The following is a 16,220-nucleotide window of genomic DNA, read 5'->3' on the forward strand; positions in this document are numbered from 1 at the left end:
ATATGCCTGATATGATCGACCGGGCGGGCCTGAAGGTGGCGACACCGCTTGTCGCGTTCGTCGAGAAGCTGGTCCTGCCGGCACTTGGCATTGAACCGGACGAGTGGTGGAAGGGCGTCGCCAATATCTTCGCGCGTTTCGGCCCGGAAAATGCCCAGTTGCTGCGTAGGCGGGACGACATCCAGTCGAGGATCGATGCCTGGCATATCGCGCACCGTGACCTGCCGATCGACACAGCCGAGTATCGCGCTTTCCTGGTCGAGTTGGGCTATCTTGTGCCTGAGCCGATGCCGTTCGTGATCGGAACGACGAATGTCGACGCCGAGATCGCGACCATGGCCGGGCCGCAACTGGTGGTGCCGGTACTCAATGCCCGTTTCGTCCTCAATGCGGCCAATGCGCGCTGGGGCAGCTTGTACGATGCTTTATACGGCACCGATGCCCTGCCGGGAGTCCCGGCGGGCAGCGGCTACGACGCCGTTCGTGGCGCCGCGGTGATCGACCGGGCGAAATTTTTTCTGGACGAGGTCGTGCCACTCGCCGCCGGATCATGGAGAGATTTTGCAGGAGGCGAGCTAGTTTTGGCTGATGCCGCTCAGTTGGTGGGCCGTTCAGGCGAGTCGTGGCTCTTCCTGCATAATGGCCTTCATATCGAGGTCGTTGTCGATCGCGAACATCACACAGGCCAGGCCGATCCTGCCGGTATTGCCGACGTGCTCCTGGAAGCGGCCCTGTCAACGATCGTCGATCTGGAAGACTCTGTCGCCGTCGTGGATGCCGAAGACAAGGTAGCCGCCTATGCCAATTGGCTGGGTTTGATGCGCGGTGATCTGGAAGAGACGTTCGATAAGGGCGGGGTCGCGATAACGCGGCGCCTCAATCCCGACCGCGTCTATGAAGCCGCCAACGGCGGGGCTCTGATCATTCCGGGCCGCAGTATCCTCTTCGTGCGTAATGTCGGCCATCTGATGACTACACCGGCCGTTCTGCTGCAGGGCGAGGAAGCGCCGGAGGGCATTCTCGATGCCATCCTGACCAGCACAATCGCGCTGTACGACCTCAGGGGTGTCGGGCCTCTTCGCAACAGCCGGACTGGTTCTGTCTATATCGTGAAGCCCAAGATGCACGGGCCGGCCGAGGCTGGCTTCACCGACCGGCTTTTCGACGCGGTGGAAGATCTGCTGGGGCTCGCCCGCCATACGATCAAGGTCGGGGTGATGGACGAGGAGCGCCGCACCTCAGCCAATCTGGCCGCCACGATCGAGGCAGTACGAGAGCGGGTCGCCTTCATCAACACAGGCTTTCTCGATCGCACCGGCGACGAACTGCACACCAGCATGCAGGCAGGCGCCATGATCCCGAAGGCAGAGATGAAGGGCAGCGCCTGGATCAAGGCCTATGAAGATCGTAATGTCCGCATCGGCCTGGCCTGTGGCCTGTCTGGCAAAGCGCAGATCGGCAAGGGCATGTGGGCGGCGCCCGACCGGATGGCCGACATGCTTGCCCAGAAAATCGGCCATCCCTTGTCGGGCGCCAATACCGCCTGGGTGCCATCACCGACCGCGGCGACGTTGCATGCGCTGCATTACCATCAGGTCGATGTATTCGACCGGCAACGCGCGATCGCGTCCGAAGCGATACCCGAGCTTGATGCGTTGCTGACCATATCGCTGGCATCCGGCAGGCACTGGACGCGCGACGAGATAACGCGCGAACTCGACAACAATGCGCAAGGCATCCTTGGCTATGTCGTACGCTGGATCGACCAGGGTATCGGCTGCTCGAAGGTACCCGACATCGACGATATCGGATTGATGGAGGATCGCGCGACGCTGCGGATCTCGTCGCAACATATGGCGAACTGGCTGTTGCACGGGGTTGCCACGGCAGCCGATGTGGATGCTGCGTTCGACCGCATGGCAAGGAAGGTTGATGCGCAGAATGTCGGCGACCCGCTGTATCGCCCACTCTGCGACGAGAGCATCGCCTTGAAGGCGGCGCGAGCGCTGGTATTCCAGGGGGGCTCGCAGCCGAATGGCTATACCGAGCCGCTGCTTCATCGATTCCGCGCCGAAGTGAAGGAGGCCGCCCTGCACAATCGAGGATAGCAATCTCCGCGGTCGGTGCCCGGGCAGATGTCTGATGATAAGGAAGCAGTGATTTATGCATGACGCTGTCACGATAGACTGGCGCCTGAAAGGGTTTCCGGCATCGCTTCATGGGCTTTCCCGAACAGAGGTTGCGGGCAGGCAGGCGAGCCTTCTGGAAGGCGATTTTCCCATGCCGGTAGCGATCCTCAAGGATAGCGCAATCCGGCATAATATCCTGTGGATGCGGGCTTTCCTGGAGGCGGTCGGCGCCGACATCTGCCCGCATGGGAAAACCACGATGAGCCCGGAGCTTTTCGCCCTGCAGAAGGACGCGGGGGTTTGGGGGATGACCGCTGCGACGGCGCATCATGTCAGAGTCTATCGGCAATGGGGTGTGACCCGGATCCTGCTGGCGAACCAGCTGGTGTCGCCCGGCGACATCGCGCTGGTCCTGGATGAGTTGGAGAAAGATCCTGGGTTCGAATTCTTTTGCCTGGTCGATTCCATCGAAGGCACCGACCGGCTCGCGGCAGCGGCCCGCAGACGCCAGCTTTCGCGGCCCTTGAACGTCCTCGTCGAGATGGGGGCGGCGCGCGGTCGAACCGGCGTGCGTTCGATCTCTGCCGGTGCCGCATTGAGCGCCTATGTGGTGACACAGCGGGACGTCCTGGCTCTGCGAGGCATCGAAATATTTGAAGGGATCTTCCCGTCTGACGCTGACGGCCCCGATCAGGCACGAGCCATGCTCTCAGGCATGCTGGAGCTAGTTTCGGAGGTCTATGCCGCGGGGCATTTTGCCGATGGCGAGATTCTGCTCACGGGTGGTGGATCAAGTCTGTTCGATCTGTGCGCGGAGCTGCTGACGCGGGTCGATCTTGCCGGCCGGCAACGGATCATTCTGAGGTCGGGATGCTATATCGTTCATGACCACGGAACCTATGTTCGGGCCTTTGAGGCGATACGGGAACGGCGCCCGGACATCGACCTGATCGGACCAGGACCACGCGCAGCGCTTGAGGTCTGGGCCGTGATCCAATCTGTCCCGGAACAGGGCGAGGCCATCGCCAGTCTCGGTAAACGCGACGTCGGCTTTGACGCTGATCTGCCGGTCGCCATCTGGCATTATCGGCCCCTGGTCGACGCACGGCCGCGTCCTCTCACGGGCACGCTCAGCATCACCAAATTATACGATCAGCATGCCTGCATGGTCGGGTCGGCTGACCTCGAGGTCGGCGACATGGTCGGCTTCGGCATTTCCCATCCGTGCACGACCTTTGACAAATGGCGCGCGCTGCCTGTCGTGGATGACGATTACGTGATGACCAGCTTCATCACCACCATGTTTTAAGATCGAAGCAGACGAAAGGCCCGGCCGACAATGGCAACGCATGATGCCTAAGGCGTGTCGCAACGCTGCTCGGGGACCGTGAGGTGTTAGGCTAGTGGCACTGCCCGCCATTGGGCCAGCCCTGCCACCCTGCCCCCCGCACGACCTGCCCGGCCTTCCGACCGGTCGCCTGACCGTTGCGCAGCACCGGAATGCCGTTGACGAACACGTCTCTTACGCCGGACGCATAGTGCGCAGGCTGGGCGTAGGTTGCGTGATCACCGATCGTTTTCGGATCAAACACGACAAGGTCAGCGAAATTGCCGGCGGTGAGGCTCCCCCGATCGCGAATGCCAAGGTTCTTCGCAGGAAAACTGGTCAGACGCTGGATGGCGCTTTGCAATGTCGTCGCCTTCTCCTCGCGCACATAATGCCCGAGAAGGCGGGCGATATTTCCGTAGGCGCGAGGATGGCTGTTCGATAGCAGGAACACGCCCTCCGATGCCGGCGCACTTTCGTCCGATCCAAATGCGATCCAGGGCAGGCCGACTTGCCGCCTGACATTTGCCTCATCCATCATGAAATAGGCGGTGCTGACCCGACTTCCATCCCTGATGACCAGATCGATCGCGGCCTCTATCGGGCTTTCGCCCAGCGCCGTTGCGACTTCGGCCAGCGTCTTCCCGGTATATTTTTTGAGGTCCGGATTTTTGAACCCTATCAGCAGGACATTATCGGCCCCGCCGGCAGCGAGATACAGATTCTCCCAATCCTTTGCCGGGCGCGACATCTCCTTCACCACACGAGCGCGTATTTGCGGATCCTTCAGTCGCTTGACCCAGGCGTCATAGCCTCCAGCCTGGACCCAAGGCGGCATCGCTGCGTCGAGACCCGACGCACCGGCCGTATAGCTATACATGTCCGCCGTGATCCGCAGTCCCTGGGCACGTGCAGCCTCAATCCGCGCAAGCGCTGCATCGATCTTGCCCCAATTGGCGCGCCCGGCCTGCTTCAAGTGATAGATCTCGGCCGGCGCACCACTCTGCCTGCTGATGTCGATGAGTTCATCGATGGCGGGGAGGAGCCGGTCGCCCTCGGACCGGACATGGCTTATATATATGCCGCCGCAGAGTGCCGCCTCCCGCGCGAGCGCGACAAGTTCGGGCGTCTCCGCATAAGCGCCGGGCGCATAAATGAGCGCTGAGCTCACACCCAGGGCGCCTTCTTGCATCCCCTGCCGAACGAGACCGCGCATGCGTCCGAGCTGCTCCGGCGTCGGATCGACATCGTCCTTGCCCAGCTCGTGAATCCGGACGGTCGCCGCGCCCACGAAAGACGCCACGTTCGGTGCGATCCCCTGGTTGGCCGTATGCTCCAGATATTCGCCGAGCGTTGTCCATGTCACCGGATATCTGAGATCGCCCTCGCTGCGTTCCATGTCGCGTTTCATGTCCGGCGTGAGCGGACCCATGGATTCGCCTTCCCCCAGGATTTCCAGTGTCACGCCTTGCTTGATGTCCGACATGGCTCGGCCATCGACCAACAGGCTTTCGTTCGCCCAGCTGAGCATATTGATGAAGCCTGGAGCGATCGCCAGACCGCGAGCGTCGATGTTCAAACGGCTCTTGACCCTGGACCCACCCTTCACGACGGCAACGATGCGGTCATTGGCCACAAGTATGTCGCCAAGAAATGGCTCTCCACCCAGCCCATCATAGATCGTGCCGCCTCTGATGGCGATGCTGACGGCAGGTTCGGGCGATCGCGGCTCATGGCCGATGCCGGCGCTCGATCCCGTGGCGCACATCAGCGAGATCATGATCAACGTGGAAAGTCTTTTCATCTCAAGCCTCGTTCGCTGGCGTTGAACCAGGGTGACCATGCCCTTTCCACATCATTGAAATGTTGTCGTGCCGTCCAGACGGGAAAAATCCTTTTTCTGGATATCTGTCATGAAGGCGAGAACCTCCTTGTTCAGCAGATCGGGCCGGTCGATCTGGATGTAATGGTCGCTGCCTTTGGCGATGATGCGCCTGGAATGTGGTGACAGGGATTTGGCTTCTTCCTGCATGCGATTCCAGATCGTCGCATTCGCTTTGCCGACGTCCTTCGGCCAGTTGGATGGAAGCACGGCAGGATCGCGTGAAAGGATCAGAATGGGAAGGTTGGCGAAGGGTCCTGCATGCAGGGTCTCTTCGCCGGAAAGGCGTTCTGAATCGAGCTCGGCTTCCACGGCGGTGATTTGCGACGGCACGCAACTATCGGCCTTTATCCAGGCCGTGTAGTGCTCGAAGCCCGGTAGAATCTGCGTACACGCGCCCTTGGCCCGATACCAACCGACGGCCACCAGGAACCGGTCCCAGGGCATGTCGCGACGCTGCTCATCCTGGATGGCGACGAGGGCCTTGGGAATGCGGTCATCTTGAAGGGGCGTCGCGCCGTCCACGAAGACCAGCCCTGCCAGGTCGGAAGAATAACGATTGGCATAAGCGCGAAGATAGAGGCCCGAGATCGAGTGGCCCATCATAATGTAGGGAGGAGCTATCTGGGCGGTGCGGAGCAGACCATGTAACTGGTCGGCGATCGAATTCGCGTCCCGGCGACCAGGCCGCGGCTCGCTCCAACCGAAACCCGCTCGATCATAGGCACATACGGTCGTATGCTGTGAGAGTTCGGGTTGCACCTTTGCCCATATGAGGGAATCGTCACCGAGCCCGGCATCGAGGATGATGGCCGGGCCGCCGTGACCGGTGCAAAAGAGATGCATTTTGTAGCGGTCGACCGTGAAAAGCTTTCCCGGAACGCCGGCGGTCGAGCGATAGTGGCGAAGGCTGAGAGCATTATAAGCCGCTCCGACAGCGAGAACACATCCGACACCAAGCAGGGCAATCAACAGTGCACGTGCTGCCATTCTGGTCTTTGTCATTCTGCCGATTCCGCAAAGAGGAGCCTATGCCTTTCTCCGTTCGAGAAACGTCTCGTCAGAGATTTGAGCGTCATGATGATCGCGATAACGTGACGATGTAGGGTTCGGTCGAGGTAAAGCCGGGCCTGTCGCGGATGCGGAGACACCGCCCGACGAGTCCATCGTTTCGAGCGACAAGCTTGAAATCCATCTTGGGTGGAGAGCCATCAGTGGCGGCACCGGCAGAGAGATCACCGTCCACACCGAACGTGAGCACGGGCGAATGATTTGTCATATCCAGGATCGGTCGAGCGCTATCGTTTCCCAATCTGCATGTGGATGCACCACCGGCCTTGATGAGAAGGCCAATATCCTCGGATACGTCGCCACCTCGGATAGAGCCGGTCCACGTCCCGTCACAGTCCTGTGGGCCTGCGTCCGGCGGCGGGAGGTCATCCATATGAAAATCGGGATTGCTCCAATCGGACATGAGCGATGAAGCAATTTGGGAGGTGATTTCTGCCACAAGGTCGCGGTTGTCATCGCGGTTGGCAATGACGGCGATCGAGATCTTGCGCATCGGTAGCAGCGTCAGCCGCGCAGCGACCCCGGGCTGGCCGCCGGTTTTGGCGATCATGCGCTCGCCGGAGACGTCGCGCCCGGACCAGCCGAACGTCGTAAAGGCCTTCGAGCGGCTGGTAAGCACTGGCGAGAAAAGTGTGTCGAGGGCTTTAGGGCCGAGGAGCGGCCCGCGCCCTTCAGTTGTTATTCCCATCATATGCGCAGCAAAGATGCTGAGATCATGTGCGCTCGCATACACTTCGCCAGAAGGCGGCGTTGCCGTCGTATAGAAGGGTATTTCGCGGCCATTCTGGTCGTAGCGGCCGGCGGCGGCCTCCATCCGCGCGGGATCGGCGTCATAAAAAGTATTGCGAAGGCCCAAGGGTCGAATGACCAGGTCATTCAGGCTGGCCGGGAATTGCCGGCCGGTGACGTGGCTGACCGCCTCACCCAAGAGGCTGTATCCCAGATTGGCGTACTCGTATCTTTCCCCCGGTGGATAAGCCAGTTCCCCATAGCTGCGTACGAGATCAGCAATCGCTGCTGGCGGGCGGGCAGGATCAAACATGTCGAAAAGCGTGGGCAATCCGGCGGCGTGCCCGCCCAATAATCGCAAGGTCACGGACTTCGCGTCAAAATGCGACTGGGGCAGTGGCGATCGAAGGTAGCGGTCAATCGGCGCGTCCAGATCAAGCTTTCCGACCTCGACCAGGCGCATGACCGCAGCAGCGGCAAAGGTCTTGGAGATGGAGGCGAGGCTGAAAGGGGTATGTGCGGTTGCAGCTATTGCGGGCCCCTGGCGCGCGGCGCCAAATCCAGCCTCCCAGAGGATATGGCCCTTTTCTGCGACCGAGATCGCGATGCCGGTTGCACGCCCAGCGCGCGTTTCTTCCTCCACGGTGCGACCGATCGCGGCCAACTTCGTGCGGACTGCGCCAGTGCCCGGTCGAGTCAGCCCCATCGCCGACGCCGTGCCCCAGCGCGAGAGGCCGGCACCCAGCAGTCCTGCCGTCAAGATCGCGCGGCGATTCAATATCGGCCGGTCGAGGATCATGATTGCTGCTCCTTCTTTGCGCCATGTTGAAACGGCAAGGTCATCCTAGTCGCGACGTGGCCCACGGATGGGTTTGCCAGGAAGTGCGTGCGGCATAAGATTGCCGCGTACGACGACGGGCACGCCCGCAACCAGAACCCAGCGCATACCGATTGACGGCTGGGCCGGTTTATCGAACGTCGCCTTGTCCGTAATCGTCTTGAGATCGAACACGTCGATGTCCGCGTCGGCGCCGATCCGAATACGCCCCTTGTTGGCCATCTCCGGTGCGACAGATTCCAACGTTTGCGCTGGTATCAATGTCAGTTTCCTGATGCCCTCGAGCAGGGAAATCAGGTGGCGATCGCGGACATATTGTCCGAGGAACCGGGAAAATGTGCCGGCGCTTCTCGGGTGAGACCATGCATTGGCGGGAAGCGGCCAGACGTCATCCTTGATGATCTTGCCGTTGACGGTCCAGGGCACGGAATCGGACGCGATCGCGCCACCTGGGAAGAGTACGGCTTCGTCGAGCAGCTCCTGATCGCCCGCTACGATGCCCGGACGTGTCATATGCGCGATCACGATCGTGTCGGGGGCATCTCGCTGCAACCTGTCGAACGTTGCCTGATCAAGAGGCTTGCCATCGAGATCCAAGTCGGAAATCTGAAGATTGCCAAGACGTTGGCGCCAATTGGGGCCCCGAAATATCGAGGAACCGATCGCGGAGGCTGCTCCGCTATAGGGATAGGCTTCGACCGTAATCGGGACGCCTCGCGCCTGGGCTGCCTTGAACATCGCAACGATGCGCTTGCCGTCCCGAAGATCGGAACTGTTGATATGGCAGATGTGAATATGGGCTCCGGTGGCCGCGGCCACCGCGATCACCTCTTGAGCTGCTTCGAACGAGCTATCCGGCTCGTCGGTGCTCTGGAAACGATAGTGGACGAACGTTGGCACGCCGCGCTTCGCCGCCAGCCGATTGAGTTCGTAATATTCCTTGCGTCCAGTCGGAGTGGCATATCCCAATGGGAACCCGATACCTAGCCCTCCGGCATCCAGTCCGCTTGACAGGAGCTTGGACATGGCTTGCATTTCTTGCTCGCTCGCAACTTTGGTCTCCGCATTGGGCGTATTACTTTCGTGGTCGAAATCGGCGGACGGCTGGACTCCATCCATCACAAGCTGGCGCGCCTTCATCCAGGAGGTGGATGCACCGAAGTTGATCGGGCGCCCCTCGTGCGCCACGCGGTTATAAAACACATCCACGGGCAACGTCCCGCTCTCGAGTTCGAGAGCGGTGGTCACACCGTCGAGCGCTTGCATACGAGCCCCGACGAATTGCTGGGCATGGGAGTGAAGGTCGATAAATCCGGGCGAGACGATCAGTCCCGTGGCGTCGATCGATTCTCGTCCCGACAACGGAGTGATACTGATCGCCACAATCTTGCCGGCGACAATGCCCAGATTGCGCTGGGCATCCAGGCCGCTTTCGGGGTCAATAACACGCCCCCCATTGATCACGAGGTCGTAGCGGCGAGCGTCCTTTTCGCCGTGAGCAGAGGCCCATAGTCCATCCGCGTCGGCCGCTGTTGACAGAAGCGCCGCCAACAAAAGTGCCGGTCCCATGCCGGAGCGCCAACGCCACGCGTCGCGTAATTTGAACCTGCCCATTTTCAGATCTCTCTCATCAGCCACGGTGTGTCTCCCAAAAAAACGCCACGCGCGCAACCGAATATGAGAAATTCTCTCGAAGTAGGGCGCCGCTCGGCCTCCCCTTCTCCGACTGCGCGAGAGTGATCCCGAAGGGGTAAAGATTCATATGACATATATCCCCTATTGCAAAGTCAAATCCACGGCCGCGATCATAATAGTTTTGACTAATATCAGATCAAATCGAAATCATAATGGCTTTTTTTAATGCACATCTCGAAACATAGTGGATCATGTTTATTTAAATTGCTGAAGCCGATATACAGAAATACCAGTTTTTTCTTAACATAGATAAAAACATATTCAGATACTATTTTGTCAAATGCCGGTCGCCTCAATCGTAGCTGCAATTCAAAATTTCTCGGATTTGACAAATATCTCGAAAACGGATCATATGGACGAATCGACGGCCGCTACCGGAATAGCCCATCAACGAGGCGTGGGGCGGCGGTCACGCAGGAGGCGCGGAAGGTTTTGATGCATGAAATGAAAAGGGGAATTGTAAATGCTCAATCACTCAAACCTAGGCGTAAGCCTTGCCGCCCTAACGATAGCATTGGCTTCAACGGGTTCGGCGTCCGCCCAGGAAATTCCGCCAGCCCCAGCGACGCAGACGTCGTTGCCGGCCGGGTCGGACAGCCCGGAATCCGAATCATCCGAAATCACGGTGACGGCTACCAGGGTTGTACGTGACGGGTTCGACGCGCCGACGCCGACCCTGACGCTCGGCGAAGAAGCCATTCGAAACGCAAATCGGCAAACCATCGGTGAAGTGCTCTCGGATCAGCCGCAGTTTCGAGCCGCGGGCACGCCGATGCTCACGAACGGCAGCACAAACAGCAGCGCGGCCGTAATCGATCTTCGTGGTCTCGGATCCACGCGCGGTTCCGCGCGCACGCTCACCCTGCTCGATGGCCATCGCTTTGTTGGCGCCAATGATCTCAATACGATCCCGCAGAGCATCGTAAAGCGCATTGATGTCGTGACCGGCGGTGCGTCAGCCGCCTGGGGATCGGGTGCCGTCGCGGGCGTCGTGAATATCATTCTTGATGATGATCTCGAGGGGTTCAATGCGGGGCTGAATACGGGCATCTCATCGCGCGGCGATGGTGAGCGTTATGGCGGAAACCTGACCTATGGCACCAAATTCGCCGGTGGACGCGGTCATTTCATGATCACCGGCGAATATTTCCGTGATCAAGGCTTGTACGGGCGCGGTGACGGTTCGCGGCCCAATCTCGACTCCAATCTGTTCGGGACCAATAGCGGTCAGCTCTTCCTGGCGGATAACGTCAACACGACTGTGGCTTCGCAAGGCGGGGTCATCACATCCGGCGCATTGGCGGGGATGCAATTCAATCCCGATGGTTCGCTGAGCCCGGTACCGCTCGGCAGCCAGACCAATTCGAACAGCACGATCGGCGGGAACGGCGTCTCCGGCGGGGACTTTCAGGTGATAGCGGCGCCTTATCATCGCGCCAATGCGTATGCGCGCGGGACGTATGAAGTAAGCGACGCGCTGAAGCTCTCGGCGGATTTCAACTTCACCAAGATGTGGGACGATAGCCTGAGTTTTCCGGAAGAAGTGGACGGATCGACCACTGATGGCATCGTCATCCAGAAGGACAACGCCTTCCTGACGCCGGCTGTGCGGGCCGCCTTGGCGAGCGGGCCCCAAACCTTCTTTCTCGGGCGGATATTCGGAGATCCCGCCGGCTACGAAACGCTCAAATATTATCGCCGCACGCTCGAAGGCTCGCTGGGCGCTTCGGGCCATATCGGCGGAAGCTGGTCCTACGATGCCTATTTCGATTATGGCGCGATCCGCCAGTCGCAAGGTTTCTATAACCAGCGAATAGAGGCGAATTTCGAACAGGCGATCGACGCAGTCCGTGATCCGTCGGGAAATATCGTCTGTCGCGTTGCGCTCACGAACCCGACCACCGCGTGCAAACCGCTTAACATATTCGGTGCGGGCAACGCGTCACAGGCGGCGATCAATTATGCTTTTGCGAACGCCGATCAGGTCAACCTCACCACGACCAATTCGCTGCTCGCTGCCGGCGGCAGCATTCATGGCGATCCCTTCTCGACTTGGGCGGGTAAGGTTTCCGTCGCCCTTGGCGTGGATTACCGCGAGGAAAAGCAAGTCGTCAATTATGTTGACCCCCTATCCTCGGCGGGGGCTTTGGGAAGCTTCAACAATGCGCCCGGAATCGCGGGTCAGTTCGATGTCAAGGAAGGCTTTGCCGAAACCGTGGTGCCGATCCTCGATATCGAGCACGTCGCGAAGGTCGATCTCAATGGCGCGGCGCGCTATAGCGACTACAGCACGAGCGGCGGCATCTGGTCATGGAAATATGGCGGAACGGTCCGCCTGTTCGACGACTTCCTGCTGAGGGGCGTCTACTCGCGAGACATCAGATCTCCCAACATCAAAGAACTGTATTCAACGAACTACCAGATAAACTCATTCGTCATCGACCCGACGAGGAACAACCAGAATACGCCCGTGGTCATCTTTAGCGGCGGCAATACAGCTTTGAAGCCTGAGATATCGCACACCCTGACCATAGGTGGAACCTATTCGCCGCACTATATTCCGGGACTCCACATGTCGCTGGATTATTACCGCATCGATATCAACGAAGCGATTGCATCGCTCTCGGAGCAGGACATCGTCAACCAGTGCGCCAACGGCAATACCGTGACCTGTGCCCAGATCACGCGGGACAGCAGCGGGAAAATAACGACGATCAACAGCACCTACATCAATCTCGCGTCATACAAGACCCACGGCCTGGACATTGACATCGCGTATGAGACGCCTCTCTCCCGGCTGTTCCCGAAAGCGAGCGGAACCTTGCGGATGCGTTCGATCACAAACTATGTCCCCAGTCTGATCATCAATGACGGGGTACAAATCTATAACCGGGCTGGAGACGTCGGCGACATCATCTCCTTCAACGTCCCCAAATGGCGCAGCACAGGAACCATAAGCTATGACAGCGAGAAGTTGGGCATCGATGCCCGTGTCCGCTACGTCGGTGGTGGTAATTATGACAGCCTTTCCCCAATCGTGAACAACAAGATAAGCTCGCGCACTTATCTCGATCTTGGCAGTTATCTGAAGATAGATAAGTTTACAATTTCGGCGAACATTCAGAACATCTTCGATCGCGATCCGCCCTATGTTCTCTATGCCACGCCCTTTTACGATGTGATGGGCAGATATTTCAGCTTGAGCGTCAAGGTGAAGATCTAGCGAGTTAGGGGTGGTGCCGTAGAACGGGCAGATTGGCCTATGCGTTGAGAGAAGGGGAGAGGAGCGCCCGACTCCCCTTCTTCTCCACCAGGCGGTCGTGACGGGTTTTTCGTCAATTGGCGAAAGCTTGCCGTGAATTGCGCAACGCTAGTGTCGTTGGTCTCCTGGTGATTGAGGCGGTCAGCGCGTGCCATAGCCACCATCCCCTCGCCTACCTTGGCAACGCGCGATGGTCCAGGAGAGCCGCGCATCCCCGATCCGACGGCATCGCCTGCAAGGATTCAGTTGCGCGGCTGTCCGAGAGGTTGGACCAAGAAGCCGGAACAAATAATCTAATACGAGAAATATTCTCTAATAGGATTGCATTTTGTGCATCGGTCCGCGTATCAATTGAGAGCGGCAAGGGAAGCCGCACTACGGAGGCTTTAATGACGACAGTTCGGATTTTGATAGGCGACTTGCGGTTTACGGGCCGTATTGAAACGGCGCTGGCGCCGATAACAGCCGCGAAATTTATAGAACTGCTCCCTTATTCTCAAAAGCTGGTTCATTGTCGCTGGAGCGGGGAAGGTTGCTGGATTCCATTGGGCGATACGAATTTCGCGGTTCCTTTTGAAAACCATACCAGCCACCCGGCGCCCGGACAGATCATTCTATATCCGGGTGGTTTCGGAGAGACTGAAATACTTCTGGCTTATGGCGGCGTCTTGTTTTCGAGCAAGATGGGCCAGCTTGCGGGGAATCATTTCCTGACGATCGTCGATGGTATCGAGCAGCTGCCGGAAGTGGGGCGCCGCGCGCTCTGGGAAGGTGCTCAGGACATCACGATTTCCGCGGCATAGCTGCGTGCGCACGCGATCGTTGTTCGTGCTTCAACGCTTCGTGTCGCGCGGTTGCGCCCTCCGGCTGGAACTCGGCCCGTTGCGATAGTGCCCACTGGGAGATTAGAATGTTGCTAGGCCGCGTGAAGTCCCTGGATGCAATTCTACTGACGGCTGAAAAGCGGTCTCTGCACCGCTCCCTGGGAGCCTTTCAGCTGACCATGCTGGGAATCGGCGCGGTGATTGGCACCGGCATTTTCGTGCTGACGGCGGAGGCTGCTCAAAAGGCGGGACCGGGTATGCTGGTAAGCTTCGTCATCGCAGGGATCGTATGCGCGGTCGCGGCGCTTTGCTACGCTGAACTCGCCTCGATGGTGCCCGTAGCGGGCTCCGCCTATACCTACACCTATGCCGTGATGGGAGAGATGCTCGCCTGGATCGTCGGCTGGGCGCTGGTGCTCGAATATGCGCTCTCGGCCGGGGCAGTGTCAGTGGGTTGGTCGGGCTATTTTGTCGGTTTGCTCACGAATTTTGCCGGGATTCACATCCCCGCAGCTTTGACATCCGGGCCGAGCGGCGGCGGCATCATCAATCTGCCTGCAATGATCATCGCGCTGCTGGTCACGGGGCTGTTGGTCCTAGGTACCACAGAAAGTGCGCGGGTCAATGCCGTCCTGGTCACGATAAAAGTGTCCGCTTTGGCAGTCTTTATCGCGCTTACGGTGCCGGCGATGAATTCGAAGAATTTCATGCCTTTCGCCCCGTTGGGCTTCAGCGGTATTTCCGCTGCTGCCGCCTCTATCTTCTTTGCCTATATTGGGTTTGACGCGGTCTCGACCGCAGCGGAAGAAACAAAGAACCCGCAGCGCAATATGCCTATCGGCCTGCTTGGCTCGCTTGGCATCTGCACGATCTTCTATGTCCTGGTTGCGGCGGGCCTGATCGGATCGGTCGGCGCCCAACCTATGCTTGATGCCAGCGGCGCGGGGCTAGCGCCGGGATCGTCGGCATTGACCGGCGCATGCAACGGCATCGCCAATGATGCGGTCGTGTGCTCTAAGGAAGCGCTGGCCTGGACGCTGCGCAGCATTGGCTGGCCGCAGATTGGCAATTTGATCGGGCTGGCGGCCGGTATCGCCCTACCATCGGTCATCCTGATGATGATCTATGGCCAGACCCGAATATTCTTCGTGATGAGCCGTGATGGCCTGCTCCCCGAACGGCTCTCCAAAATTCATCCAAGATTCAAGACACCGCATGTGATTACGATGATCACGGGCGTGTTCGTGTCCTTCTTCGCAGCGATCTTCCCGGTAGGCGCGTTGGCGGATATTTCGAACGCGGGAACCTTGTTCGCCTTCGCGATGGTGTCGGTCGCGGTAATGGTGCTTCGTCGAACCGACGCCAATCGCGTACGACCTTTCCGCGCCCCGTTTATCAATATCGTCGCGCCACTTTCGATCTTGGGCTGCCTGTATCTCTTCTTCAATCTGTCCGGCTACACGCTCACGCTATTCGTCGTTTGGGCGGCACTGGGACTGATCGTCTATTTCTCCTACGGTCGTCGCAAGAGTCATGTGGGTCGCGGACTGCGCGAAGTCCATTACGTAGACGACGACGTGACATCGCCGGTGGTTCAGCCACGTGGGTTATAGCGTGCGGTCGAAACTTGCGCCCTCACCGAATTGCCCCGCTGCGCTGGCGCGGAGCAGAGGCACATTATCGCTGACGCTACACGATCGCTCGGGTGTGACGAGAATAGCATCCCGTCGCGAAGAAGGGTGCCTCCGGGTTCGTTTTCCGCGCGGCGCAGCGGACGCTCCTATCGAAGCCGTTGTGATGAACACCGCGGGAGGGCTCACAGGCGGCGACAGACTAAACCAGGAATTTGACTGGGGAGAGCAATCCCGCGGAATGGTGACGACACTGGCTGCCGAGAAAATCTACCGTTCGACGGGTGGCCCCGCCTACGTCACGACCAAGCTCCGTATTGCTGCTGATGCCGATGTGGAATGGCTGCCACAAGAAACGATATTGTTCGACCGGTCCGACCTCGATCGCACGCTCGATGTGGAGATGTGCGGCGACGCCACGTTTCTGGCGGTTGAGGTGATAATATTCGGCCGCACCGCCATGGGCGAGACGATGACGACGGGACGTCTCCTCGACCGGTGGCGCATCCGGCGCAACGGCCAGCTGATATATGTTGACAGTCTGCGCCTCGAGGGAAGCCCTCAGGCGATGCTCGAGTTGCCCGCCGTCGGGAACGGAGCGAGGGCAATCGCGACGCTTCTGCTCGTCGCACAGGATGCGAGTGCCCGGCTTGAAGCGCTGCGCGCTGTCGCCGATCGGGTCCTTGGGCGGTCGGCAGCATCGAGCTGGAACGGTCTGCTTCTCGCTCGCTTTCTGGCGGCTGATGGCGCCGCCCTGCACCAGAACCTGCTGCCGGCCCTCGCCGCCCTGCGCGGAGAGCGGGCGCTTCCGTCTGCCTGGAGGAACTGACGC

The 16,220-nt window shown here is 59.4% G+C and carries 10 protein-coding genes; 6 read left to right on the plus strand and 4 right to left on the minus strand.

Translation table 11 applies throughout. The features are described 5' to 3' along the window. The first annotated feature begins 2 nt into the window (after positions 1–2). Both ABD050_RS12470 and ABD050_RS12475 read left to right on the plus strand, forming a co-directional pair. On the plus strand, positions 3–2,108 hold the full coding sequence (locus ABD050_RS12470; RefSeq protein WP_343889683.1) for a malate synthase G: 2,106 nt from the start codon (positions 3–5) through the stop codon (positions 2,106–2,108). Positions 2,109–2,163: 55 nt separating this feature from the next. Next, positions 2,164–3,438: an alanine racemase gene (locus ABD050_RS12475; RefSeq protein ID WP_343889684.1), complete on the plus strand. Its 1,275-nt coding sequence runs from the start codon at positions 2,164–2,166 to the stop codon at positions 3,436–3,438. Positions 3,439–3,529: 91 nt separating this feature from the next. Here the strand turns inward: ABD050_RS12475 and ABD050_RS12480 are convergent, their stop codons facing one another. The 4 genes from ABD050_RS12480 to ABD050_RS12495 form a co-directional block, all read right to left on the minus strand. Next, on the minus strand, positions 3,530–5,260 hold the full coding sequence (locus ABD050_RS12480; protein ID WP_343889685.1) for an N-acyl-D-amino-acid deacylase family protein: 1,731 nt from the start codon (positions 5,258–5,260) through the stop codon (positions 3,530–3,532). A 51-nt stretch (positions 5,261–5,311) separates the two neighbouring features. Then, on the minus strand, positions 5,312–6,343 hold the full coding sequence (locus tag ABD050_RS12485; protein ID WP_343889686.1) for an alpha/beta fold hydrolase: 1,032 nt from the start codon (positions 6,341–6,343) through the stop codon (positions 5,312–5,314). Between the two features lie 70 nt (positions 6,344–6,413). Further along, the gene (locus tag ABD050_RS12490) at positions 6,414–7,937 is read right to left on the minus strand and encodes a serine hydrolase domain-containing protein (protein WP_343889687.1); all 1,524 of its coding nucleotides are present in this window, start codon (positions 7,935–7,937) and stop codon (positions 6,414–6,416) included. A 45-nt stretch (positions 7,938–7,982) separates the two neighbouring features. Next, positions 7,983–9,614 carry an amidohydrolase family protein gene (locus ABD050_RS12495; protein ID WP_343889688.1) on the minus strand — a complete coding sequence of 544 codons (1,632 nt, stop codon included), beginning with the start codon at positions 9,612–9,614 and terminating at the stop codon, positions 7,983–7,985. Positions 9,615–10,134: 520 nt separating this feature from the next. Between ABD050_RS12495 and ABD050_RS12500 the strand changes: the two genes are divergently transcribed. From ABD050_RS12500 to ABD050_RS12515, 4 genes are all read left to right on the plus strand, one after another. Continuing rightward, positions 10,135–12,894, plus strand: coding sequence for a TonB-dependent receptor plug domain-containing protein (locus tag ABD050_RS12500; RefSeq protein ID WP_343889689.1), 2,760 nt, complete (start codon positions 10,135–10,137; stop codon positions 12,892–12,894). A 428-nt stretch (positions 12,895–13,322) separates the two neighbouring features. Then, positions 13,323–13,736: a DUF3830 family protein gene (locus ABD050_RS12505; protein ID WP_343889690.1), complete on the plus strand. Its 414-nt coding sequence runs from the start codon at positions 13,323–13,325 to the stop codon at positions 13,734–13,736. 107 nt (positions 13,737–13,843) lie between these two features. Next, entirely contained in the window at positions 13,844–15,370 is a 1,527-nt protein-coding gene (locus ABD050_RS12510) for an amino acid permease (protein ID WP_343889691.1), read from the plus strand. Between the two features lie 184 nt (positions 15,371–15,554). Continuing rightward, positions 15,555–16,217 carry an urease accessory protein UreD gene (locus ABD050_RS12515; RefSeq protein WP_343889693.1) on the plus strand — a complete coding sequence of 221 codons (663 nt, stop codon included), beginning with the start codon at positions 15,555–15,557 and terminating at the stop codon, positions 16,215–16,217. Positions 16,218–16,220: the final 3 nt, after the last annotated feature.

It is taken from the genome of Sphingomonas oligophenolica (assembly GCF_039522915.1).
Classification (GTDB): Bacteria; Pseudomonadota; Alphaproteobacteria; order Sphingomonadales; family Sphingomonadaceae; genus Sphingomonas; species Sphingomonas oligophenolica.

Coding starts and splice junctions, on each gene's coding strand:
- ABD050_RS12480 (WP_343889685.1), bottom strand. CDS start 5,260: ATGAAAAGACTTTCCACGTTGATCATGATCTCGCTGATGTGCGCCACG.
- ABD050_RS12475 (WP_343889684.1), top strand. CDS start 2,164: ATGCATGACGCTGTCACGATAGACTGGCGCCTGAAAGGGTTTCCGGCA.
- ABD050_RS12470 (WP_343889683.1), top strand. CDS start 3: ATGCCTGATATGATCGACCGGGCGGGCCTGAAGGTGGCGACACCGCTT.
- ABD050_RS12500 (WP_343889689.1), top strand. CDS start 10,135: ATGCTCAATCACTCAAACCTAGGCGTAAGCCTTGCCGCCCTAACGATA.
- ABD050_RS12485 (WP_343889686.1), bottom strand. CDS start 6,343: ATGACAAAGACCAGAATGGCAGCACGTGCACTGTTGATTGCCCTGCTT.
- ABD050_RS12515 (WP_343889693.1), top strand. CDS start 15,555: ATGAACACCGCGGGAGGGCTCACAGGCGGCGACAGACTAAACCAGGAA.
- ABD050_RS12490 (WP_343889687.1), bottom strand. CDS start 7,937: ATGATCCTCGACCGGCCGATATTGAATCGCCGCGCGATCTTGACGGCA.
- ABD050_RS12510 (WP_343889691.1), top strand. CDS start 13,844: ATGTTGCTAGGCCGCGTGAAGTCCCTGGATGCAATTCTACTGACGGCT.
- ABD050_RS12505 (WP_343889690.1), top strand. CDS start 13,323: ATGACGACAGTTCGGATTTTGATAGGCGACTTGCGGTTTACGGGCCGT.